The organism is Streptomyces sp. NBC_01012 (genome assembly GCF_045162755.1).
Lineage (GTDB): Bacteria > Actinomycetota > Actinomycetes > Streptomycetales > Streptomycetaceae > Streptomyces.
This window is the reverse complement of record NZ_CP108688.1, coordinates 3,689,693-3,712,359: the sequence shown is the minus strand read 5'-3', so window position 1 is coordinate 3,712,359 and position 22,667 is coordinate 3,689,693. Positions and strand designations below refer to the sequence as shown.

At 71.3% G+C, this 22,667-nt stretch carries 15 protein-coding genes, 2 tRNA genes and 2 pseudogenes; 11 read left to right on the top strand and 8 right to left on the bottom strand.

The features are described from left to right. Positions 1 to 166: 166 nt before the first annotated feature. A complete protein-coding gene (locus tag OG623_RS16735) occupies positions 167 to 1,441 on the bottom strand; it encodes a CynX/NimT family MFS transporter (protein ID WP_406147381.1) in 1,275 nt (424 codons plus the stop codon). A gap of 102 nt (positions 1,442 to 1,543) precedes the next feature. Further along, positions 1,544 to 2,242: a FadR/GntR family transcriptional regulator gene (locus OG623_RS16730; RefSeq protein ID WP_406147379.1), complete on the bottom strand. Its 699-nt coding sequence runs from the start codon at positions 2,240 to 2,242 to the stop codon at positions 1,544 to 1,546. Between the two features lie 276 nt (positions 2,243 to 2,518). Here OG623_RS16730 and OG623_RS16725 point away from each other — a divergent pair, with 276 nt between their 5' ends. After that, the gene (locus tag OG623_RS16725; protein ID WP_406147378.1) at positions 2,519 to 4,528 is read left to right on the top strand and encodes a hypothetical protein; all 2,010 of its coding nucleotides are present in this window, start codon (positions 2,519 to 2,521) and stop codon (positions 4,526 to 4,528) included. 64 nt (positions 4,529 to 4,592) lie between these two features. On the opposite strand, the gene OG623_RS16720 is transcribed toward OG623_RS16725, so the two are convergent. Beyond that, complete coding sequence (locus tag OG623_RS16720) at positions 4,593 to 5,477, bottom strand: bifunctional DNA primase/polymerase (RefSeq protein ID WP_406147376.1); 885 nt, start codon at positions 5,475 to 5,477, stop codon at positions 4,593 to 4,595. Positions 5,478 to 5,767: 290 nt separating this feature from the next. Between OG623_RS16720 and OG623_RS16715 the strand changes: the two genes are divergently transcribed. The 3 genes from OG623_RS16715 to OG623_RS16705 all read left to right on the top strand — a co-directional run bounded on the left by OG623_RS16715 (position 5,768) and on the right by OG623_RS16705 (position 8,806). Then, complete coding sequence (locus OG623_RS16715; RefSeq protein ID WP_406147374.1) at positions 5,768 to 6,079, top strand: hypothetical protein; 312 nt, start codon at positions 5,768 to 5,770, stop codon at positions 6,077 to 6,079. Between the two features lie 239 nt (positions 6,080 to 6,318). Further along, complete coding sequence (locus OG623_RS16710; RefSeq protein WP_406147373.1) at positions 6,319 to 6,873, top strand: SigE family RNA polymerase sigma factor; 555 nt, start codon at positions 6,319 to 6,321, stop codon at positions 6,871 to 6,873. Between the two features lie 286 nt (positions 6,874 to 7,159). Further along, a complete protein-coding gene (locus tag OG623_RS16705) occupies positions 7,160 to 8,806 on the top strand; it encodes a long-chain fatty acid--CoA ligase (protein ID WP_406147371.1) in 1,647 nt (548 codons plus the stop codon). A 161-nt stretch (positions 8,807 to 8,967) separates the two neighbouring features. Here OG623_RS16705 and OG623_RS16700 read toward each other — a convergent pair whose 3' ends face one another. Next, positions 8,968 to 13,131, bottom strand: coding sequence for a PAS domain-containing protein (locus tag OG623_RS16700; protein ID WP_406147370.1), 4,164 nt, complete (start codon positions 13,129 to 13,131; stop codon positions 8,968 to 8,970). 616 nt (positions 13,132 to 13,747) lie between these two features. Beyond that, positions 13,748 to 14,218 (bottom strand): SSI family serine proteinase inhibitor, encoded by a 471-nt coding sequence (locus OG623_RS16695; RefSeq protein ID WP_406147368.1) that lies wholly within the window; start codon positions 14,216 to 14,218, stop codon positions 13,748 to 13,750. 373 nt (positions 14,219 to 14,591) lie between these two features. Here OG623_RS16695 and OG623_RS16690 point away from each other — a divergent pair. From OG623_RS16690 to OG623_RS16680, 3 genes are all read left to right on the top strand, one after another. Beyond that, positions 14,592 to 14,682, top strand: a tRNA-Ser gene (locus OG623_RS16690). 204 nt (positions 14,683 to 14,886) lie between these two features. Beyond that, positions 14,887 to 14,959: transfer RNA gene (locus OG623_RS16685), tRNA-Arg, on the top strand. A 407-nt stretch (positions 14,960 to 15,366) separates the two neighbouring features. After that, positions 15,367 to 15,780: a signal protein gene (locus tag OG623_RS16680; RefSeq protein ID WP_406147366.1), complete on the top strand. Its 414-nt coding sequence runs from the start codon at positions 15,367 to 15,369 to the stop codon at positions 15,778 to 15,780. 216 nt (positions 15,781 to 15,996) lie between these two features. On the opposite strand, the pseudogene OG623_RS16675 reads toward OG623_RS16680, so the two are convergent. Further along, a pseudogene (locus tag OG623_RS16675) lies at positions 15,997 to 16,128 on the bottom strand (site-specific integrase); the annotation flags it as partial. On the opposite strand from OG623_RS16675, the pseudogene OG623_RS16670 reads away from it, so the two are divergent. Beyond that, a pseudogene (locus OG623_RS16670) lies at positions 16,121 to 16,877 on the top strand (GntR family transcriptional regulator). The pseudogenes OG623_RS16675 and OG623_RS16670 sit on opposite strands and share 8 nt — an antisense overlap. A 584-nt stretch (positions 16,878 to 17,461) precedes the next feature. Here OG623_RS16670 and OG623_RS16665 read toward each other — a convergent pair. Together OG623_RS16665 and sigJ are read right to left on the bottom strand one after the other, a co-directional pair. Beyond that, positions 17,462 to 18,658, bottom strand: coding sequence for an NAD(P)/FAD-dependent oxidoreductase (locus tag OG623_RS16665; RefSeq protein WP_406147365.1), 1,197 nt, complete (start codon positions 18,656 to 18,658; stop codon positions 17,462 to 17,464). A gap of 105 nt (positions 18,659 to 18,763) precedes the next feature. Then, positions 18,764 to 19,708, bottom strand: a complete 945-nt coding sequence (gene sigJ, locus OG623_RS16660; protein WP_406147363.1) for an RNA polymerase sigma factor SigJ — start codon at positions 19,706 to 19,708, stop codon at positions 18,764 to 18,766. Between the two features lie 130 nt (positions 19,709 to 19,838). Here sigJ and OG623_RS16655 point away from each other — a divergent pair, with 130 nt between their 5' ends. The 3 genes from OG623_RS16655 (at position 19,839) to OG623_RS16645 (ending at position 22,647) form a co-directional block, all read left to right on the top strand. Next, the gene (locus OG623_RS16655; RefSeq protein WP_406147361.1) at positions 19,839 to 20,744 is read left to right on the top strand and encodes a DUF2797 domain-containing protein; all 906 of its coding nucleotides are present in this window, start codon (positions 19,839 to 19,841) and stop codon (positions 20,742 to 20,744) included. A gap of 88 nt (positions 20,745 to 20,832) precedes the next feature. Beyond that, positions 20,833 to 21,714, top strand: coding sequence for an amidohydrolase family protein (locus OG623_RS16650; RefSeq protein ID WP_406147359.1), 882 nt, complete (start codon positions 20,833 to 20,835; stop codon positions 21,712 to 21,714). Between the two features lie 195 nt (positions 21,715 to 21,909). Beyond that, positions 21,910 to 22,647: a response regulator transcription factor gene (locus OG623_RS16645; RefSeq protein ID WP_406147357.1), complete on the top strand. Its 738-nt coding sequence runs from the start codon at positions 21,910 to 21,912 to the stop codon at positions 22,645 to 22,647. The last annotated feature ends 20 nt before the right edge of the window (positions 22,648 to 22,667 follow it).

Below are 22,667 nucleotides of genomic sequence, written 5' to 3'. Positions count from 1 at the left end.
GCCGAACGTCGGCGGACACGAACCGCGGCGGACACGGACGTCGGCAGCGCGACCCCCGGCGAGTGACCAGGCCCGGCGACATGTCGGTGCCATGCAGGACGGGACGTGTGCCGCGCTTCCGGGTATCCGGGTATCCGGGCGGCCGTCCGCCGTCTGCCGTCTGCCTTCAGGCCCGCACGGGCTCGCTCTCCCGCACGTGGCGTTCGCGGGAGGCCAGCACCCCGAAGAATGCCTGCGCGACGAGCAGCGCCAGCAGCGCGAGCAGGGGAACGGTCCAGGTGCCGGTGGCGTCGTGCAGGGTGCCCAGGGCCAGGGGCCCGCAGGCAGCCAGGATGTAGCCGAAGCACTGGGCCATGCTGGAGAGTTGGGCGACGTGACGGGTGTCCGGGGCGCGCTGCACGATGAAGAGCATCGCGAGGCTGATCGCGCCGCCCTGGCCGAGGCCGAGCAGCAGCATCCACAGGTACGGCGCCCCGGCGGGAGCCGCGAGGAGTCCGACGATGCCTGCCGCGCACAGCACGGTGGAGACGACCGCGACGAGTCCGGCGGGCATGCGGCGTTCAGCGAGAACGGGGGCGAGGAACGAGCCGGCGATGCCGAGGAGCGAGGAGAACGACAGCATCCATCCGGCAACGCCCTGGCTGAGGCCGGCGCCCTTGAGCAGGGTGGGGATCCATGCGGTCGCCGCGTAGTAGGTGAGGGACTGCAGGCCCATGAAGGCGGCCACGTGCCAGGCCAGGGGCTGGCGCCACAGACCACGGACGGGGTGGGCGGCCTCGGTCGCCGTGTGGGAGGAGACGCGGTGGTGGCTGCGCAGCTGGGGCAGCCATACGGCCAGCGCGAGTACGGCCAGGGCTCCCCAGCAGGCGAGCATCGCGCGCCAGCCCAGGCCCGACAGGTGCTGGAGCGGCACGGTGAGCCCGGCCGCGGACGCCGCTCCGGCGAACAGCGTCATCGAGTACACGCCCATCATCGGGCCCACCCGGTGCGGGAAGTCACGCTTGATGAGGCCGGGCAGCAGTACGTTACCGACGGCGATTCCGGCGCCGATGACCACGGTGCCCCCGAACAGGGCCACCATGTTCGGCAGCAGGCGCACCAGGGTTCCGGCGACGACCAGGACCATGGCGATCAGCAGGGCCCGCTCCATGCCCAGGCGGCGGCCCAGCCGTGGGGACACCGGGGCGAGCAGACCGAAGCAGAGCAGCGGCAGCGAGGTCAGCAGGCTGATGGCGGGCGAGCTGAGGCCGGCCTCCCGCCCGATGACCGGGGTCAGCGGTGAGACCGCGACCAGCGCCGGGCGCAGGTTGAGGGCGAGGAGCACGATGCCCGCCACGGTCATCCATACGGCGCGGCCCCCGCTCCGTTCGTGGTGGCGCGGCGAGGCGTCGTCCGGTGAGACCGCACGGTCCTCCGCACCCGGCGTCGTCTTCGATGTCATGCTGTGGTCCGTTCTTCTCCGGTCGGGCTGTGACGGCACACGCAGCTCAGAGCGAGGGCGGAAGAAAAGGCCCACGCCCGGTGAGGCTCGCGGTCGGGTCCGTCAGCCGGACAGGCCGCGCAGGGCCTCCGCTGCGGCGTCGAGATGGTGCAGTGCCGCCTTCTCCGCGGCTTCCGGGTCACCCCGCTCGACGGCGTCGGCGATGGCGGTGTGCTCGGCCACCTGCCGGCGCACCGCCTCCGGCAAGGGCGCCCCGATCACTGAATGGAGCGTCAGCCGCAAAGAGTCGCTGAACTGGTCGTACAACTCGGCCAGGACCGAGTTTCCGGCGGCGGTGGCCACCGCGCGGTGAAAGGCCAGGTCGGCCTCGACGAACGCGGACGTGTCATCGCCCCGCCCCCACGCCTCCTCCCGCCAGGCCAGCGCCTCCCGGATCCGGGTGATGTCCTCCTGCGTGCGCCGCACCGCCGCGTACCGGGCGGCGTCTCGTTCAAGGCTTGCACGGACCTCGTACGCCTCCAGGGCGTCGCTGTACCGAAGTCGGCGCCGGACGGCCGCACCCAGGCCGTCGCGCGCCAGAACGTACGTGCCGTCGCCCGGCCGGGGGCCGAGCAGCCCCGTGTGGGCCAGGGCCCGCACGGCTTCCCGCACGGTATTGCGGCCCACTCCGAGCTGTTCCACCAGAACGGGCTCGGCCGGGATCCTCGAACCGACCGGCCACTCGCCCTGCCGGATGAGCTCCTCGATCTGCCCGATCACGAAATCCACCAGGTTCGTACGCGGCGCACTCTGCAGAGGCATGGTGACCTCAGCTCCCCTCATCAGTCCTATCACCGTAACATCCCATGTTTCAGTCAGGATTTTCACGTGCCGGTGGACCGGGTACCGCTCGCGACCCTGGGCGCCACCAACGGAACATGAACTTTTCCTGTGAAGAAGGTGTACAACTCTTCACCTTCCTCGTGAGTCGAACTGGTGTATACCAGTTCGCCCCATCTGCGTCCGGGCGAGCGTCTCGCAAGAGGAAGCCTGCCCATGATGATCCGTCGGTTGTGTGAAGTCCTTCGTGTGCGCGGGGTGATCGACTTGCTCCTGGTGCTGCTGTTCGGCGTCGGTTTCGCCGCGTTGCCGGTCTTCGCGCTGGTGCCGTCCCTGTGGGGCTTCGTGGCGGCGGCGGCCGTGACGTATGTGGTGGACGAGGTCCTGCATGTGCGGGCTCCGGGTTTCGTGCGTCGGCTGGCGACACTGCATCTCGACCGCACGATGCGGTTCGCGGTCCGTACGGCGATGCTGTTCGCCCTGGCCAGCCGGATGGACGCGCCGGGCGCGGTTCTGGTCGCCGCGCTCGCCGTCTTCAGCGGTCACTTCGCGATGATGACGCTGTACACGGCGGTGCACCACGCCATTCGCCGGCGCCGGGTGCTGCCGCTGGTGGTGCGCAACCTCGACCTGAGCGAGCTGCCGATACCGCAGCAGCCGCCCGCGGTGCTGTACAGGCGCCACCTGCGCAAGCTCCTTCATCTGGACCTGCCGGCCCACGCCGGGCTTCTCGCCGCGCTCGCCGCCGGGACCTGGGAGTCGGCCTACGTGGGCTTCGCGCTCACCGTCGTGGTGACCTTGGTGGCCGTCCTCGCGCTGGTGGGCCAGTACCGCAAGGTGCGCCGGGTGCCCGCGCGGGACGAGGTGTTCGCCGAGGTCAACCGGCGGCTGGACGGATACCGGCCCGAGGTGGCGCTCTACTTCAGCTTCGCGGCCGTATCCCGTGACTTCATGTACCAGGTCAACATGTGGATCGAGACGCTCGAACAGCTCGACCTGCGCCCGGTGATCATCCTTCGGGAGCGTGCCTCGTTCCGTTACCTGAGCCGTACGTGGATCCCGGTGGTCTGCGTGCCGAAGGCCGACGACCTGGCCGAGCTCGAACTGTCCGGCGTACGGGTCGTGCTGTATCCCGGCAACGCGGGCAAGAACGTCCACATGCTCCGGGTGGCCGAGGCCAAGCATGTTTTCATCGGGCACGGCGACAGCGACAAGCTCGCCAGCAGCAACCGGGTCAGCAAGGTGTACGACGAGATCTGGGTGGCCGGCCGCGCGGGCCGGGACCGCTACCAGCGGGTGCGGCACGCGATCAGTGACAGCGCGATCGTGGAGGTGGGCCGCCCGCAGCTGTCCCCGATACGCCTGCACACCGAGCACGTCCCCGGGCCGCTGCCGGTCGTCCTCTACGCGCCCACCTGGGAGGGCTGGAGCGACGACGACTGCCACACCTCTCTGATCCCGATGGGCGTACCCCTCATCGAGAAGCTCCTGGCGGAGAACGTACGCGTCATCTACAAGCCGCACCCGCTCACCGGCAAGCGCTCGGCCGAGGCCGAGGCGGCCGACCGGGCGATCCGCGAGCTGCTGGACGCGGACAACGTGCGGCGTGACCCCGCGCGGGCGGAGGCCGCGGCCGCCGCGGTACGGCCCCGTCTGCGGGAGCTCCAGGCCCGTCTGGACGAGCTGGCCGGCCGGCACGACGGCGAGGACGACGCCGAGCAGATGCGCGAGGCCCGGGTTCCCGACCGTGCCGGGGCGGCCGAGTGGCAGCAACTGCGCGACGAGTGGCACCGGATCTTCTGGGAGAGCCAGGGCGCCGTCCGTCACAACGTGATCGTCGATCAACTGCCCAACCTCTACGAGTGCTTCAACCAGGCGGACATGCTCATCAGCGATGTCTCCTCGGTGGTCGCCGACTTCGTGGCCAGCCTCAAGCCGTACGTCCTCACGAACGCGGGCGACCTGCCCGACCATGAGTTCCGGGTCGCCTACACCACCGCGGGCGGCGCCTACCTCCTCGACCGCGCGTGCACCCGCCTCCCGGAGATCCTCGACTCCGTCCGTGCCCCGCACACCGACCCGTTGGTTCTCGACCGCCGCACCCTCAAGGAGTACGTCCTGGGCGCTGACCGTCCCACCTCGATGGAACGCTTCAACTCCGCCACCAACGCCCTGGCGGCGAAGGGGGAGGCGGAACGGGCAGAGGCCGAGATGGAGACGTACGAGGCAGGCGCCATGACCGTGCTGCAGCGGACCGGGCTCGGGTGAGCGGAAGCGGTACGCGTGCCGGTGTCGGTGCCGGTGCCCGTGTCGGTACCGACGCGCCCTGAAGTCAGGGAGTACGGCGTGGGTCGGTCAGGCGGGCGGCCGACGCGATCGCCGCACGGGCCTCCTGTTCGGTGAGGCCCATGCCGATCGCGGCGTCGGTGAGGGCATCCGCGAGTGCCTCGCCGAAGCCGTGTTCGTAGGCCCGGCAGGCTGCCCAGAACAGCCGGGTGTTGCGCTGGCCCTCATGTGCGGCACGTACGAACTGGACCAGGCCCTGACCCTGGCGGGCGGGTGAGGTCCCGCCGGCGGCCGCGTGGCGGGGGCGCGGTGGGGGTGTGAGCAGGCGCAGGAGCGCGCGTGGGCAGGGGGCCGGTGCGAGGTGGGCGGTGCCGGGGGCGAGCCGGTATCTGCCGTGGGTCGTGACCGAGCCGGGGCCGACCAGGTAGCCGCCCGCTCCTCGTACGTCGATGCCGGGAGCGAGGCGGCCTGCGGAGTTGGGTACGGGGACGCCGGACGGGCCCGTCAGCCAGAGGTGCCGGCCGCCGCTCGGCGTGAGCACCGTGACCGTGGCCGGGATCGTGAACAGGTGTTGCAGGGCCAGGTGCTGGAGTGCGGCGACCGAGTCGTTGCCGTGGGCGGTGTCGATGTCGAGGTCGATACCGATGAGGCGGTGCGGCTCCCGCCCGCAGGCGATGCCGTATCCGGTGGCTCTGGGTGCCGCGGCGAAGAGCGCCCGGACGGTGGCCGGGTCGGTGGTGGCGTCGTGCACTCCGTGACCGGGCAGTCCGCAGGCGCCCCGGCAGTGCACGGGAGGGTCCTCGCCGTGGTGCGGTGAGCGCAGTGCGGGGAGCTTGGTGGCGGACAGCGGGAAGACGGGGAGCCCACGTTCGGCGGCGGAGAGCGCGTGGGCCAGCGCCAGGGTGGCGGTCTGCCGGTCGGTGGTGGCCATGAAGCCATGTTCGTACAAGCGTTCGAAGAAAGGAAGGGGGTAATCGGGTTCGCCCGGGAGATCGCCGGGCCCCGCACGGGGCGGAACGCTTCGCCTGGCGCGGGAGGTTTATCGGCTGTTCGTCATACGTGAGGGGGAATCGCATGCCATGGGCGGTTCGCCGGGGATGTGGCGGGCAGTTTTGCTTCCGCGACGTCGTGACCAGCACCGAGGCGGTCGGCCAACTGCTTCGGACCAGCCGTATCAACCAGCCGTAGCTAGCAGCGTTTTCCGTTCCTGGAGGAATTGACATGGCAAGTATCCGTACCGCTCGCGCCCTCGCCGCTGTCGCCGCTCTGCCCCTCGCGGCTGCCTTGTTCGGAGGGGTCGCCGTGGCCGACAACGGCTCGTTCGCGGACGACGGATCGAACGCGGCGGTGGCGACCATCGGGTCCGCAGGTGTCGGTGGGAACAACTCCGGCAATTCATCGACGTCGCAGCAGCAGGCCGTCGGCCTCGGCGCCTCCAACCACAGCAACTCCGCCCAGGTGAACGGGTCCGCGTTCACGGCGATCGACCAGTCCACGGACATCGTCGCGGTGCACTTCACGCCGCTCTGGTGAGCTGAGCGGGGGTGGGCCTGTGCGGCGGCGGTCACGGCGCCGGCGCACAGGCCGCCTCCGCGCTGCCCCCCCCCCGGAGGTGCGGCCCCGGGGGCCTCAGGGTGAGGACCCTGACGCGGCTGGGCCCTCCCTCCACCTACAGGAGGTGGAGCCCGGTCCGCCCCTACAACCTGAGGCGGACGCGGCTTCGGGACCTGGGGCCGATCCCCTCGTACGCACCCGCTCCTAGCGTGGAGGTTATGACCACGCCAGTCTGCACCGGCGCCTCCAGGGCGGTCGCTGCCACCGCCGGACACCGCCGTTACCCGTCGTTCTCGTCGTACGTGCGGGCCCGGGGACCCGTACTGCTGCGCACCGCACGCTCCCTCACCGCGAACCCGAGCGACGCCGAGGACCTGCTGCAGACGGCCCTCACCAAGACGTACGTCGCCTGGGAGCGGATCGAGGACCACCGGGCGCTCGACGGTTACGTCCGCCGTGCCCTGGTGAACACCCGTACCTCGCAGTGGCGCAAGCGGAAGGTCGACGAGTTCGCCTGTGAGGAGCTGCCTGAGAAGGAGGCGGCACCCGCGCCTGACCCGGCCGAGCAGCAGTCGCTTCACGACGCGATGTGGCGCGCCGTGCTGAAGCTTCCGGACCGCCAGCGCGCCATGGTCGTCCTGAGGTACTACGAGGACCTCAGCGAGGTACAGACGGCCGAGGTGCTCGGCGTGTCCGTCGGTACGGTCAAGAGCGCCGTGTCACGGGCGCTCGGAAAGCTCCGCGAGGACCCCGAGCTCACTCCGGTCCGCTGACGGGTGCGACCTGTGCGATCGGTCGACCTGTGCGACCGGCGACCTGTGCGATCGGTCGACCAGTGCGACCGGTCGGACCTGTGCCCGCGGCGCCTTCCCGTTTTCTCCGCGGCCCCTCCTGAGGTCCGGTTCCACGGGCGCCACCGGCCCGGTTCCGCGGGCCTCCCGCCGTCCGGTTCTGCGGGCCGACACCGATTCGTACTCCCGGGAGTAGTGACATACCGCGTGGTATGTGCGCAGAATCAGCGCATACCTACCGCCGCGTAGCGCCCACCGGGAGGACGCCGTGCTGAGCACCATGCAGGACGTACCGCTGACTGTGACCCGCATCCTGACCCACGGGATGACCATCCACGGGAAGTCGCAGGTGACGACCTGGACCGGCGAGCCGGAGCCGCACCGGCGGAGTTTCGCCGATATCGGCAGGCGTGCCGCGCAGTTGGCGCACGCCCTGCGTGACGAGCTGGGGGTCGACGGTGACCAGCGCGTCGCGACCCTCATGTGGAACAACGCCGAGCATGTCGAGGCGTATCTGGCGATCCCTTCGATGGGCGCCGTGCTGCACACGCTCAATCTGCGCCTCCCCGCCGAGCAGCTGGTCTGGATCGTCGGCCACGCCGACGACAAGGTGGTCCTCGTCAACGGTTCGCTGCTGCCGCTGCTCGCACCGCTGCTCCCCCACCTGCCGTCCGTCGAGCACGTGGTGGTGTCAGGGCCGGGCGACCGCTCCGTGCTCGACGGCGCCGCGCCCCGGGTGCACGAGTACGAGGAGCTGATCGCCGGCCGCCCCACCTCCTACGACTGGCCCGAGCTGGACGAACGCCAGGCAGCCGCCATGTGCTACACCTCCGGCACCACGGGGGACCCCAAGGGCGTCGTCTACTCGCACCGCTCCATCTATCTGCACTCCATGCAGGTCAACATGTCCGAGTCGATGGGGCTGACCGACAAGGACACGACGCTGGTCGTCGTGCCGCAGTTCCACGTGAACGCCTGGGGGCTGCCGCACTCGACGTTCATGACCGGCGTCAACATGCTCATGCCCGACCGCTTCCTGCAGCCGGCTCCGCTCGCCGAGATGATCGAACAGGAGCGCCCGACGCACGCCGCGGCGGTTCCCACCATCTGGCAGGGACTGCTGGCCGAGGTCATCGCCAAGCCGCGCGACCTCTCCTCCATGGCCCGCGTCACCATCGGCGGCGCCGCTTGTCCGCCCTCGCTGATGGAGGCGTACGACAAGCTCGGCGTCCGCCTCTGCCAGGCCTGGGGCATGACGGAGACCTCGCCGCTCGGCACCATGTCCAATCCGCCCGCCGGACTGACCGAGGAGCAGGAGTGGCCGTACCGCATCACTCAGGGCCGCTTCCCGGCCGGTGTCGAGGCGCGTCTCACCGGGCCCGGCGGGGAACAGCTGCCGTGGGACGGTGAGTCCGCGGGTGAGCTCGAGGTCCGTGGGCCCTGGATCGCCGGTGCGTACTACGGCGGTGCGGACGGCGCGGACCTGCGTCCCGAGGACAAGTTCAGCGAGGACGGCTGGCTGAAGACCGGCGATGTCGGCGTGATCAGCGGCGAGGGCTACCTCACGCTGACCGACCGGGCCAAGGACGTCATCAAGTCCGGCGGTGAGTGGATCTCCAGTGTCGACCTGGAGAACGCGATCATGGCGCACCCGGATGTGGCCGAGGCCGCGGTCGTCGCCGTCCCCGACGAGAAGTGGGGCGAGCGCCCCCTCGCGACCGTCGTCCTCAAGGAGGGCGCCACCGCCGACCATGCGGAGCTCAGGACCTTCCTCGCCCGGTCCGTCGCCAAGTGGCAGCTGCCGGAGCGCTGGACGATCGTCCCGGCGGTGCCGAAGACCAGCGTGGGCAAGTTCGACAAGAAGGTGATCCGCAGGCAGTACGCCGACGGCGAGCTGGACATCACGCAGCTCTGAGGCGGCCGGCGGGGCGCGGTGGCGCCCCGCCGGGTTCGGAAGCCGCCGGGTTCCGAGGCCGCCGGTTCCGAAGCTGCTGTGCTGCTGTTCCGAAGCTGCGAGAGGGCGGTACGGGAAGATCCGTACCGCCCTCGTCGTACGCGCCCGGTGCTCTCCGGGCGTCAGTTGGTCCCTATCTTCGCCAGCAGATCCACGATCCGGGACTGCACCTCGTCGCTCGTCGAGCGCTCGGCCAGGAAGAGCACCGTCTCACCGGAGGCGAGCCTCGGCAGCTCCGCCTCCTCCATGCCGGCCGAGGTGTAGACGACCAGCGGGGTGTGGTTCAGCGAGCCGTTCGCGCGGAGCCAGTCGATGATCCCGGCGCGCCGGCGGCGTACCTGCATCAGGTCCATCACCACCAGATTCGGCCGCATCCGGGTGGCGATGTCGACCGCCTCGCTGTCCCCCGACGCCCGGGAGACCTGCATGCCGCGCCGCTCCAGCGTCTCGGTCAGCGCCAGCGCGACCTCCTCGTGCTCCTCGATCACCAGGACCCTCGGCGGGTGCTGGTCGCTGTCGCGCGGGGCGAGCGCCTTGAGGAGGACCGCCGGGTCGGCGCCGTACGCCGCTTCCCTGGTGGCCTGCCCCAGGCCCGCCGTCACCAGCACCGGGACCTCGGCCGCCACGGCCGCCTGACGCAGCGACTGCAGCGCCGTACGGGTGATCGGCCCGGTCAGCGGGTCCACGAACAGCGCGGCGGGGAACGCCGCGATCTGGGCGTCCACCTCCTCGCGGGAGTGCACGATCACCGGACGGTAGCCGCGGTCGCTGAGGGCCTGCTGGGTGGAGACGTCAGGGGCGGGCCAGACGAGCAGCCGCCTCGGGTTGTCCAGCGGCTCCGGGGGCAGTTCGTCGTCGACGGGCTGCGGCTGCGGACGGTTCGCCACCTCGACCGCGCCACCGGGCCCGTCCAGCGGCTCAGGCCCCTCGGCGCCCGCGTCGGGCGCCCCTATCGCGTACGAGCGTCCCTCGGACGCGGGCGGGGACAGCAGCCGACTGGAACCGGAGCCCTGCACGGTGCTGCCCTGGGTGCCGCCCGGCTGCGGCGGAACAGGGGCAGGAGCCGGTGCGGGCTGCGGCGGCACGGGAGCCGCAGCGGTCGGGGCCGGGGGTTCGGCCTCGGGCGGGGCGGCGAGCTTACGGCGACGCCCGGCACCGCCGAGCGTCTGGTTCTGCTGATGCGCCAGGTGCTGTGCGAAGGGCACCCCCTGGCCCAGTGTCCGCACGCTGAACGCACGGCCCTGGGTCGAGTCCGATGACGCCGGCATGGGCGCCTCGGCGGGCAACGGCTGACGCCGCGCGTCCCGGACGGGGGAGGGCGCGTCGCTGTCGGCCGGATGCGGCTCCGGCGCGGGCGGCGTGGGTACGGACGTCGCTTCCGGCGCGGGGCCGGCCGGAGCGGCGACGGTGCCCGTGGTGTGTGTGGTGGCGCCGGGGGGCGCCCAGGCCTCGTCGGCGGCCGGGCCCACGCCGTCCTCGTGCGCCGCCGGCGCGGCCGGACCCTGCACCGGGGCGCCCGGCTGCGCCCAGTCGGGCTGCGGAGGCACTGCGGGCAACGGCTGCCCGGGAACGGGGTGACCGGGCCTGACCTGTGCCTCCGGCTCCGGGTTCCGTGCCCTGCGACGGCCGGACGGCACGGGGTGCGGCTGCGGCGGGGTGTGGTCGGCGTCCGGAGTGTTCCGTACGGCGTCGTGGCGCTCGGGCAGCGGGCCGTCCCCGTCCACGGTCGGAAGCGGCTCCGTACCCGGGGGAACCGGGGCCGGCTGCGGGGCGGGCGAGGCCGGGGACGCGGCGGACGGCGGTGCCACGACGGGCGGGCCCGGGGCCACCGGCGGGATCCGGTCCGCCGTGGCGGGCGGCAGCGCGAAGGCGGTACGCGGGCCCGAGGGCTCGGCCGCGGCGGCGCGTTCCTGCGCCGCGGCCAGGGCCCGGCGGGCGCGCCGCCCCCTGGGCTGCTGCGCCGTCTGCTCCGGGTGTTCCAGGTGCTCAGGCCGCGACTGCTCCAGCTGCCGTGACCCGGACGCCTGCGCCTGGGCGGGATCCTGGGCGGAGGCCGGGCCCTGGCCCTGGTCTTGGCCCTGGCTCTGGTCCTCGGGTGGCGCGAGGGCGGGCAGCGCGGGCCGGCCGCCGCTCTGCGGGGCGGAGAGGTTCTGCGGGGCGGAGGCGCTCTGGGGCACGCCCTGGGGCGGCACCGTCTGCCCGCGCTGCGGGCGGCCGTTACCGCCCTGCGCGCCCTCGGCCGCCGTGACGACGGACCCCTCCGAGGGGGACGGGGCCGCCGCGGGGAGCGCCAGCGCCTGCCGGGGCTCCGCGCCCGCCTCCGCGGGGCTGGGCCGACCGCGCCTGCGACCTGAGCCCTCGCTGCGCCGGGGCGGGGTCATGTCCCCTTCAGGCTGCGGCACCTGCGGGGCCGTGGGCTCACGGCGTGCCCTGCGCCGCCCGGTCGGCTCGGAGGCCGCCGTGCCACCGGACTCAGGACCTGCGGCTCCTCCCGGGTCGACGGGGCTGTCCAGGAAGGCGTCCGTCGACGCCCTGCGCGCCCTGCGCCGCCCACCTTGCGGGGCGGGCTGCTGGGGGGCTGGTTCCGGTACGGCCGGCTCCTCGGACACCGGGGGCGGCTCCGGCGCGATGGTCCCGGTGCCCGCGCCGAGCGGCACCTCCAGGACATACGCGCTGCCGCTCATCCCCGGCATCTCGTGCGTCTGGAGCACACCGCCGTGCGCGCGTACGATCCCGCGCACGATCGGAACGTGCACGGGGTCGCCCCCGGCGAACGGCCCGCGCACCTCGATCCGTACGACGTCACCACGCTGCGCCGCGGCCACGACGACCGTGGAATCGACATAGCCGCCGCCCGGCACCGGCCTGGCCTTGCCGGTCGAGTCGACCCCGGCGACGTCGGCGACGAGATGGGCGAGCGCCGTGATCAGCCGGCCCGCGTCGACCTCGGCCTCGATCGGCGGGGCGTGCACCGCGAACTGCGCGCGCCCCGGACCGATCAGTTCGACGGCACCGTCGATGCCGGCGGTCACCACGGAGTCCAACAGCACGGCCTGCTTGACGAGCTCCTCGGCGCCGGTGTCCAGGCGCTGATAGCTCAGTACGTTGTCGACGAGCGTCGTCATGCGCGCATAGCCCGCGGCGAGGTGGTGCAGGATCTGGTTGGCCTCGGGCCAGAGCTGGCCCGCCGGGTCGGCGGCGAGGGCCGAGAGTTCGCCGCGCAGCTCCTCCAGCGGCCCGCGCAGGGACTCGCCGAGCACGGCGGTCAGCTGCGCGTGCCGCTCGCCGAGACCGGTCAGACGCTCCTTCTGCTGCTCCAGCTCGGAGGCGTACCGCTCGGTCCTGTCGGAGGTCTCCGCCGCGTGCCGTTCGGTGAGCGCGGTGACCTCCGCGCGGTGGCTCTCGGTGAGCTCGGCGATCTCGGCGGCGTGCCGCTCGGTCAGCCCCGAGACCTCCTCGGTGTGCTGCTGCGCCAGTTCCTCGTACGGCCTGCGGTCGGTGAACGTCATGACGGCGCCGACCAGCTGGTCCCCGTCGCGTACCGGGGCGGTCGTCAGGTCCACCGGGACCTGGTCGCCGCTCTTGGACCAGAGCACCTGACCGCGCACCCGGTGTTTGCGGCCGGACCGCAGGGTGTCGGCGAGCGGCGACTCCTCGTACGGGAACGGCTCGCCCTCCGCGCGTGAGTGCAGGATCAGCGGGTGGAGCTCTTGGCCGCCGAGGTCACTGGCGCGGAAGCCGAGGATGTGAGCGGCGGCGGGGTTGACCAGGACGACCCGGCCGTCCGTGTCCGTGCCGACGACACCCTCGGACGCGGCGCGCAGGATCATCTCGGTCTGGCGCTGCGAGCGGGCCAGCTCGGCCTCGGTGTCGACGGTGCCCGAGAGGTCGCGCACGACGAGCATGAGCAACTCGTCGCCCGTGTAGCTGGAGTGGATGTCGCTGTAGGCGGCCTGGCCGCTGTCCAGCGAGGCACTGGTGACCTCGACGGGGTAGTCGGTGCCGTCGGTACGGCGCGCGATCATCCGCGTCGGCTTGGTCCTGCCCTGCTCGTCCGCAGCGTCCGGCCTGCGCATCGACCCCGGGATCAGCCTGGAGTCGAACTCCGGAAGCAGATCGAGCAGCCCGCGTCCCACGAGCGCGGTGCCCGGTGTCTCGAACATTTCGAGGGCGATGGTGTTGGCGTTGACGACCGTGCCGTTGCAATTGACGAGCAGGAGCCCGTCGGGGAGGGCATCGAGTATGGCTGCGAGGCGAGCAGCGCCTCGGGATGGCCTGCTGCTCACGAGACGCTTCCTCCCTGAATACCGCACCTTGCCGACAGCGGGCCCCATCCTGCCCCTCGGGCCTCAGGCTGTCACTGGAGGAGTCTAAAGGCAGGGAGCGCATCACGGGCGGCGGATGAGGGGGAGCTCTCACCAAGGTTCTGTGCACACGGTGTACGCCGGTGGCCCGACTCGTGACGGTGAGCGCCCCATCTGACGTGCGGCGATGCCACCCTGGGCCGGTTCGGAGGCCGCCCGAAACGCCCTCCGAACCGGCCGGCGAGGCTTTCAGCGGCACCCGTACGCGCCCCGGCGCGCGCTGTCCGGCCATCCCGAAGTCCCGGCGTACGCCCCGCCGAACCGGTTACTCGGCGGAGCCGCACCGGGCATCCGGCAGGGCCGGAACGGGCACCTCGCGACGCCGAACAGGTCACCTGACGGGGCCGGACCGGCTACCTCGCGGCGCCGGACCAGGCACTTCGCGAGGCCGTACGGGGCATCTCGCAAGCCCGAGCGGGGCACTTCGCGAGCCCGAGCGGTGCACCTTGCGGAACCTCGCGGGCATCTCGCCGAGCCGGACCCGGGCGTCACACGGGGTGGAACGGGCGGAACGGGTGGAACGGGCGGAACGGGTCGGTCACCTGGCGGTGGGCAGCACCGGCACGAGGTTGTTCCAGCGCGAGATCTCGCAGCCGTTGGCCCGGCTGAAGTGCGCGTCGACGTCCTCCCCCTGCCAGGTGCCCTGCACCCGGGCGGTGGCCGGTCCGCCGGCCTGCTGGGTGCACATGGCGTTGCGGTCCGTGGCCACGAAGGGGTTGTCCCCCGACTCCACGGCCTCGTCCAGCAGGTCGCAGGCCCTCTGCGCCTCGGGGTGGCTGCCGCCCGCCGGGGCGCACTCCAGCTCGAACGCCCCGTCGGCCGCCGGGTTGCCCGACTCCGAGACCGTCACGGTGAGTCGGGTCGCCGTGTCGCGCGCCGCGGGCCAGTCCCCCTGGAGCACGGGGAGCGGAGGCAATGGGATGAGGGGGGCAGCGGCCGTGGCGGCGGGCGCGGCCGCGGACAGGGCGGCGAGGGACGCGACGGCGGTGAGGGCGAGACGGCGCAGCATGCGGGGCTCCTGTTGCTCTGGCGCGCCCAGGAGCGCGCCTGCCTGCTCCGGTGCACGCCGGGTGGAGGCGCGTACCGGGCACACGGGGGTGACGGACGGAGGGCGGAGCCCTCGTCCTCTCTAACGCTCGTCACGCCCGCACGTTGCGCAACTCATGGAGGGCCGACCGGAAGAGCCGCATCCGACGGTCCGAACATCCGAGGCTTCGAACATCCGACCGGTGGTCGCGACGGACCCCGTCCACCAGGAACACCCACCGCAGGGCGCTTTGCCTCGCCGCCCACCCGCCTAGTACCGTGAGCAGCGATTGGTGGCAGCACGCTCGTCTGTGTCATCATCTGCACGCACCACCCGCGCTTGCGCGGGGTGTGCTGGAGGCGTCGCCTAGTCCGGTCTATGGCGCCGCACTGCTAATGCGGTTTGGGTCTTAAAGCCCATCGAGGGTTCAAATCCCTCCGCCTCCGCAGGACCCGAAGCCCCGTGCCCCAGGCACGGGGCTTCGGCCGTACCCGGCCCGGAAAATCGGGCTCCAGAAGGCCGTATCCGCAGGCCAGGCAGGGTCTGGCTAAAGGATTTCGCGTCACGGCGCAGGTCATGTAATGTTGTTCTCGCAACGCCGACGGGGACGAAAAACCCGGAAGCGGGACCGAGGCTCAGGCCGAGGACACGCACTCGTAGCTTAACGGATAGAGCATCTGACTACGGATCAGAAGGTTGCAGGTTCGAATCCTGCCGAGTGCACAGCAGGCCAGAGGCCCTCAGGAGAAATCCTGGGGGCCTCTCGTGTTGTGCGTACAGCAGCGAAGTACAGCAACGGACTCGAAGCAGCCGGGTTCCCAACCCCTGGATACGGTGTCCGCTCATGTCGCGTCGGCTGTGATGCCGAGGCGGCGCGTACGGCCGGAGGGGGCTACATGTGGTTCAGGGTTGGGGCAGCGGGCCTCACAGCTGTAGTGCTGGCGGCGATGGCGGGGTGTGGGACACGGGCAGCCCGAGGCTCGGGTGACACGGAGGGACCGGCATCGACGAGCACCGCGCCGGTGACGGAGAACGGGAACATTCCTTCCGCAGAGCTACAGGGCCGATGGTGGACATGGGCTGCCTCGGAGCCTGAGGCGACCAGCCCTGTCGCTGACACGGACGGGAGCATGTGCGGACGCAATCAACCGCCCGACGTGTGGTTTCTGGCCGGCACCCACGGCGGTCGGGCCGTACGCGCGTGCGAGATTCCCAACGGTCGTCCGATCGCTATGCCTGTCATCAATCTTGTCGGAGACCACCAGAGCTGTGCGGCCTTCATGGGGAGCGCGCAAGGGACCGTGGCACTCGACGGTAAACCGGTGAAACCGGAGACCTACGAAGGTGACTCGATCACGATGGAAGGCGTTCAAAACAACCAGGTCACCGGAGAGGAAGGGCGCTTCACAGCTACAGGGTGCGGTCTTTGGGTGCAGCTGCCATCCCTGGCTCCCGGCGCACACTCACTGAAGATCCTTGGGCAGTCAGGCGACTTCTCTGTCGACGTGGACTACGTGTTGACCGTCGGCGCCTCATCGGTCTAGACGAGCCGCATAGAGAAGGCCTAGGGGCTAGCTGTGTTGTCCCGGGACGTTGGTGACACGCGTGCTGGGTCCTTGAACGGGTGAGGGCCTTCTGGGTTCGGTGGGGATTGCGACATCTACCGCCGAAGCTCAGGAGGCCCTCGTGTCCCACCGTAATGCTCCGCTGACTCCGTCGCTGCACGGTGGGCCGGCCGCTACCGGCGGCTGGGGGACGGCTCAGCCGGTATCGCCCATCGCGTCGGACAGCTGACCGATCGCGGCGCGTACCTCTTCCTCGCTGGCCTCGGCGTAGACCTCCATCGTCATGGCGATCTGTGAGTGCCGAAGGATCCGCTGAGCGATCTTCGGGGGACCGCCGTATCTCCGCATCGCCGATGAACTCCGGCGGCGCATTGCGGAGCACGTCTGGGGGCCGGGGGACCGCCTCCCCTCCCGCGCCCAGATCGGGCAGGAGTGCGGCGTGGGCGAGAACGTGGTGCGCCGAGCACAGGAGCTGCTGATCTCCCAGGGAGTGCTTGAAGGCCGGGCCGGATCGGGCACGTACGTCGCCGAGCCCCGGCAGCGAGTGAGAGTCGTCCGGTCATCGGCGCGTGAGCAGTCCAGCGGGTCCCCGTTCCGCGAGGACATGAAGGCCCTTCGCCGACAGAGCGACTGGGAGAGCCGGACCGACGCGAAGGTGCCGGTCCCGGCGGAGGTCGCGACGCGGCTCGGGATCGCCGAAGGCGAACTGTGCGTGCGGACGACCTACGAGTTTCTGGCGGACGGGCAGGCCGGTGCAGCTGTCGACGAGCTGGGAACCGTACGACCTCACCGCCGGCACACTCGTCGTCCTCCCCGAGGGAGGGCCGCACGCCGGGGCAGGTGTCGTGAACCGCATGGCCGCAATCGGAGTCACCGTCAGCCACGCTGTGGAGCAGCCGGAGCCACGGCAGGCGACCGCCGAGGAAGCGTCGCTCCTCGGCGTCCAAAAGGCCGCACTGGTGACGCACATCCGGCGGACGTACTACAGCGACCGAGGCCGCCCCGTGGAAACAGCAGACATCGTCGTGCCCGCAGCGCACTGCGAGATCGTCTACGAGATCCCGATCAGCCGATAGCGGGCGGACTCCCCGGCAGCTCCAAAGCGGCGCCCAACCCTGCCTCCCCCACGCCCCTTCCGCGGCAGCCACCCGCTGTGGAGCCTGCGCTATCTGTCGCTGCACTCGGAGAAGGTCACAAACGTGCCGGCCGCCCTGCTCACGGCCGGTGCCGCAGCGTGCATCTACCACGTGACGCTGGCCCCCATCGGAGGCATCTCCGCCGATCACAAGGGGTACGGGTTCACCTCCGGGGAAGGAGCCGATGTCGGCTGGCTTCCCGGGCTGCTGTCCCACCTGGCAGTCGGTACCAGCCATGCCCTCGAAATGGGGGCTGTCCTGTCATTTATGGCGAGCATCTGGATCGTACTCAACCTGACGGGGCCTCAAGATCCCACGCTCGGCTGGGGTGAGCCAGGAGAGTGGGCTGCGAAGGCTGAGCGGGATCGGCGCGCTTCGATACTGCGAAGCATGCAGGCGGACCCGATGTCGTTAGTGCGAAGAAGGCGGAAGCGGAATTCCGCATGGACGTTCAGACGGTGACGCGACGCGCAGCATCAGTCCCGGCGGTGGCAGCGTCGTTGCCACCGCCTCCTTGACCGTGGTCAGGCCGACTCCGGGATGGGGGATGGCTGCTGGGGCTGGGTTCGTACGACCGGGCGGCGCCTTGTCGGGAGGCCGAGTGTTGGGTTGGCGACGCCCCAGGCCGCGCCCTTGCAGACCACTTCCTTGTAGATCGCGGCGAGTCGGCCGGTCAGGGCCGATGGGACGGCTCGGTCGTCGGCTGTGACGTACTGGATCAGGCCTTCCTTGCGGCCGAGGGAGATGCACTGGTTGAAGTAGCGCAGCGGCGTGTTCGGGGGCTTTGCGCCGGTCAGGGCCGCCGCGATGGCGTCTGCGGCCTGCCATGCGGTGGGGATGCCCGAGGCGCACGACATCCGCAGCGGCTTGTCGCCCGGGCCCCTCACCATGGCCGCGTCGCCGATGGCGTACACGTCCGGGTGGGAGGTCGAGCGCATGGCCCCGTCGACCACGATCTGGCCCGTGCCGTTGACCTCCAGGGCCGTGGCCTCCGCGATCGGGTGGACCGCGAAGCCGGTGGTCCAGACGGTGGCGGCGGACGGGACTGCCGTGCCGTCGGCGGTGGTGACGCGGTCGGCCTCCACGCCTGTGACGTCGGTGTGTTCGTGGACGGTGATGCCGAGCTTGCCGAAGACCTTGCGCAGGTGCCCGCGGCCCTTGGGTGAGAGCGTCTCCCCGAATCCGCCGCGTACGGCGAGGGCGACGTCGAGGTCCGGGCGGGCCTCGGCGATCTCGGTCGCGGCCTCCAGGCCGGTGAGGCCGCCGCCGATGACGACCACGGGCTGTCCGGCTTCCAGGCCGGCCAGGCGCTCGCGGAGCCGGAGTGCTCCGGGGCGGCCGGCGATCTCGTAGGCGTGCTCGGCGGTGCCGGGCACGCCCTGGCTGTTCCAGCCGCTGCCGAGGGCGTAGACGAGGCTGTCGTACTCCAGTTCCTCGGCGCCGTTCGCGTCGATGACGGCGACAGTCCTTCGGTCGACGTCGAGCGAGGTGACCTTCGCGAGCCTGAGGTCGACGCCCGTGCCCGCGAACATCTTGTCGAAGGGCCGGGGCCTGAGTTCCTGGCCGACCGCCAGCTGGTGCATTCTCACCCGCTCGACGAAGTCGGGCTCGGCGGTGACGAGGGTGATGGTGACATCCTCGCGGCGCAGCCTCTTGGCGAGGCGGCCGGCGGCGATGGCTCCGGAGTATCCGGCTCCGAGGACGATGATGCGATGCTTCATTTTCCTGGCTCCTGTCTCGACGGGTTCGCCCCTTGAACCGGGCAGCCCGTCGATTCCTGACAGGGGTGTGGTGTGAAGCGGGTCACATCGTGGGCGGAGGTGCGGTCAGAAGGCGTGGAACAGGGGTTCTCCGTGGTCGGAGGCCTGCCATTGCCGGGTCGCTCGTTCGAGCTTGTCGGGGTTGGCCTGGCCGAGGATCGCGGTGATGCCCTCGGACGTGATGTCCAGGCACATGACGCCGATGACCCGGCCGTCGAGTACCACCAAGACTGCGGGGGCGTGGTTGGCGCCCGAGATGTACACCTCGGGGGAGCCGCCGACGATGACTTGCTTGGCCTTGCCGGGCTTGAAGAGGCCCCGCATGAACTTCGCGACCGCGACGGCGCCCTCGAACGCCTTGGTGCGGGCCGGGACCTTCCCGCCGCCGTCGCCGATCGAGACGGCGTCGTCGGTGAGCAGGCGTACGAGCGGCTCGGTGCGGCCGCTGGTGGCGGCCGCGAGGAACTCCTCGACGATCCGCCGGGCCGCGGGCCCGTCGATCTCCGTACGGGACCTGCCGTCCGCCAGGTGCTTCTTGGCGCGGTGGAAGATCTGCTGGCAGCTGCCCTCGGTGATGTCGAGGATCTCCGCGATCTTCCGGTGCGGGTAGTCGAAGGCCTCCCGCAGCACGTACACCACGCGCTCGTCGGGGGAGAGGCGCTCCATCAGGCGGAGCATGGCGTACGACACGGATTCGCGCTGCTCGACGGTGTCGGCGGGGCCGAGCATCGGGTCCCCGGCGAGCAGCGGCTCGGGCAGCCACTGGCCCACATACGTCTCGCGCCGGGCACGGGCCGAGGTGAGCTGGTTGAGGCAGAGGTTGGTGAGGACCCTCGTCAACCACGCCTCCGGGACCTCGATGCGGTCCGTCTCGGCGGCCTGCCAGCGCAGGAACGTGTCCTGTACGGCGTCCTCGGCATCGCTCGCGGAGCCGAGCAGGCGGTAGGCGATGGCCTTCAGGCGGGGCATGAAGGTCTCGAACCGGTCCATGTCGTTCGCGGTCAGAGCCATGGTCCGGATCCTAGCGCCGGGGCGGCTCGTGTTCGCCCCTCCCCGGGCGCCGTCGGCGGACGGGCGCGCTGTGAGCGAGTGCTGTGAGCGAGAGTGGTGTCCTCGGATCTTCGATTTCCAGGTGGGTGGCATGAGCGGCTGGCGGTGCACCGGGCTTCGCTGGCCCCACGACGGACCCGTGCTCGGCTGGGCACGGAGCGACGGGGCCGGGCGGGGGCGGGCCAGTGTCCTGGCGTACGGGCAGGAGCTCGGGTTCCGGGCCGAGGGGGAGCGGCACTGCGTGGGGGCGCGCGGCACCCGCTGTCCTGTCGCGGCCGTGGTGCCGGTACGGAGTACGGGGGCGCGGTGCGCGGAATGCGCACGGCTGGACCGGGCGCATTCGGTGGCCGCCGACACGATCGCCGACGACCCGCGTACGTACCGGGTCTATCTGGCCTGGTTCGGTCCCGGCATGGTCAAGGTCGGGATCACCGGTGAGGCGCGCGACGCGGCGCGGCTGCGTGAGCAGGGTGCCGTGGTGTTCAGCTGGCTGGGGCGCGGCCCGCTGATGGCCGCGCGGCGTACGGAGGAGCTGCTGCGCTCGGCGCTCGGGGTGCCCGACCGGATCCCGTACGCGCGCAAGCGTGCGGCGCGGGGTGAGTTGCCGGGGGCGGCGGAACGGGCCGCCGAGATCGAGGAGCTGTACCGGCGGTCCGCAGCCCTGGAGGGTGCCGGGTGGCCGGAGACGCTGGAGCGGCTGCCGTTCGAGGCGGTCGACCACGCCGGGGTGTTCGGTCTCGACGGCGCCGGGCCGGCGGCACGAGTGGTGACCGGGCTTTCGGACGGCGGGGTGGTCGCCGGGCGGCTGGTGGCGGCGGCCGGGCCCGATCTGCATCTGGAGACCGGTGATGCGGGGATCGTGGTGCTGGACACCCGACTCCTCCCCGGGTGGGAGCTGGTGGCGGCGGACGCGGGGGCGGGAGTCGGTGTGCCGGTCGTGGCCTTGGAGGCCGGGGCCGGGGCCGGGGCCGGTGGAGTGCAGGACGGGCTGTTCTGAGATCGTCGCCGGAGAGCGTTCCCCGTTCCCGGTGCTGTACGGGGCGTACGGGGGCGGGCAGGGCATACGAGACAGGTGGGGCGGGCGGATGAGCGGCGACGAGCGTGACCGCGATGATGTCGTGCGGTTCTGGCAGCGACTCGGGCTGCCCGGGATCATCGACGTCCACACACACTTCATGCCCGAGCGCGTGCTCGACAAGGTGTGGGCGTACTTCGACTCGGCAGGCCCGCTGACCGGGCTCGAGTGGCCGATCACCTACCGCCGGGACGAGGACGAGCGCCTCGCGCTGCTGCGCTCCTTCGGCGTGCTCCGCTTCACCTCGATGCTGTATCCGCACAAGGCCGGCATGGCGGCCTGGCTGAACGGCTGGGCGGCGGACTTCGCCGCGCGGGTCCCGGACTGTCTGCACACCGCGACGTTCTTCCCGGAGGAGGACGCGGGGACCTATGTGCGTGAGGCGGTCGAGGCGGGGGCGCGCGTCTTCAAGGCGCACCTCCAGGTGGGGGCCTACGACCCGAACGATCCGCTGCTGGATCCCGTGTGGGGACTGCTGGCGGAGGCCGGGATCCCGGTGGTCACGCACTGCGGTTCCGGTCCTGCGCCAGGTGCGTACACGGGCCCGGGGCCGATCGGCCGGGCGCTGTCCCGCCACCCCCGGCTGAAGCTGGTGGTGGCGCACATGGGGATGCCGGAGTACGCGGAATTCCTGGCGCTGGCGGCGGCGCATCCCGAGGTGCGGCTGGACACGACCGTGGCGTTCACGGACTTCGCCGAGGGTTTCATGCCGTTCCCGGCCGGTGAGCGCGGGCGTCTGGCCGATCTGGGGGACCGGATCCTGCTCGGCACGGACTTCCCGAACATCCCGTATCCGTACGCCCACCAGCTGCACGCCCTCGAACAGCTGGGGCTCGGTGACGCGTGGCTGCGAGCGGTCTGCCACGACAACGCGAGCCGGCTGTTCGGTTAGGCCCCCAAGCGTGGGACCGGGACTTGAGGACACATTTGACCGCCCCCACCGGGCCTGACGCGACCGTAACCGGCACCTCGAAGCTCCACCCACGCCTCCACCCACGCCTCCCCCGCCGCCTCCACCGACGCGATTCTCAGGAAATTCACAGGTGGGCGAAAGGTCTCTCTCACGGCCGTCTCACAGGCTTGAGCCATGACGACGACCTCGCCCCTGGGGCGTACAGAACTGCTCAGGCCCGACCGCAACCCGATCCGCGTACTGGTCGTGGACGACGAGGCTCCGCTTGCCGAGCTGCTCTCCATGGCCCTGCGCTACGAGGGCTGGGAGGTGCGCAGCGCGGGGGACGGCGCGGGTGCTGTCCGTACGGCGCGTGACTTCCGCCCCGACGCGGTGATCCTCGATGTGATGCTCCCCGACATGGACGGTCTTGCCGTGCTCGGCCGGCTGCGGCGGGAGCTGAACGACGTGCCGGTGCTGTTCCTGACCGCGCGGGACGCGGTGGAGGACCGGATCGCCGGGCTCACGGCGGGTGGCGACGACTACGTCACCAAGCCGTTCAGCCTGGAGGAGGTCGTGGCGCGGCTGCGCGGGCTGATCCGGCGCTCGGGCACCGCCACGGTCCGCAGCGAGTCGACGCTCGTCGTCGGCGATCTGGTGCTGGACGAGGACAGCCACGAGGTGACCCGGGGTGATGACTCCATCCACCTCACGGCGACCGAGTTCGAGCTGCTGCGCTTCCTGATGCGCAATCCGCGCCGGGTGCTCAGCAAGGCGCAGATCCTCGACCGGGTGTGGAACTACGACTTCGGAGGCCAGGCCAACGTCGTCGAGCTGTACATCTCATACCTGCGCAAGAAGATCGACGCGGGGCGCACCCCGATGATCCACACCCGGCGTGGGGCGGGATACCTCATCAAGCCGGGTGAGTAGCCGTATGGGCACGGGCAGCC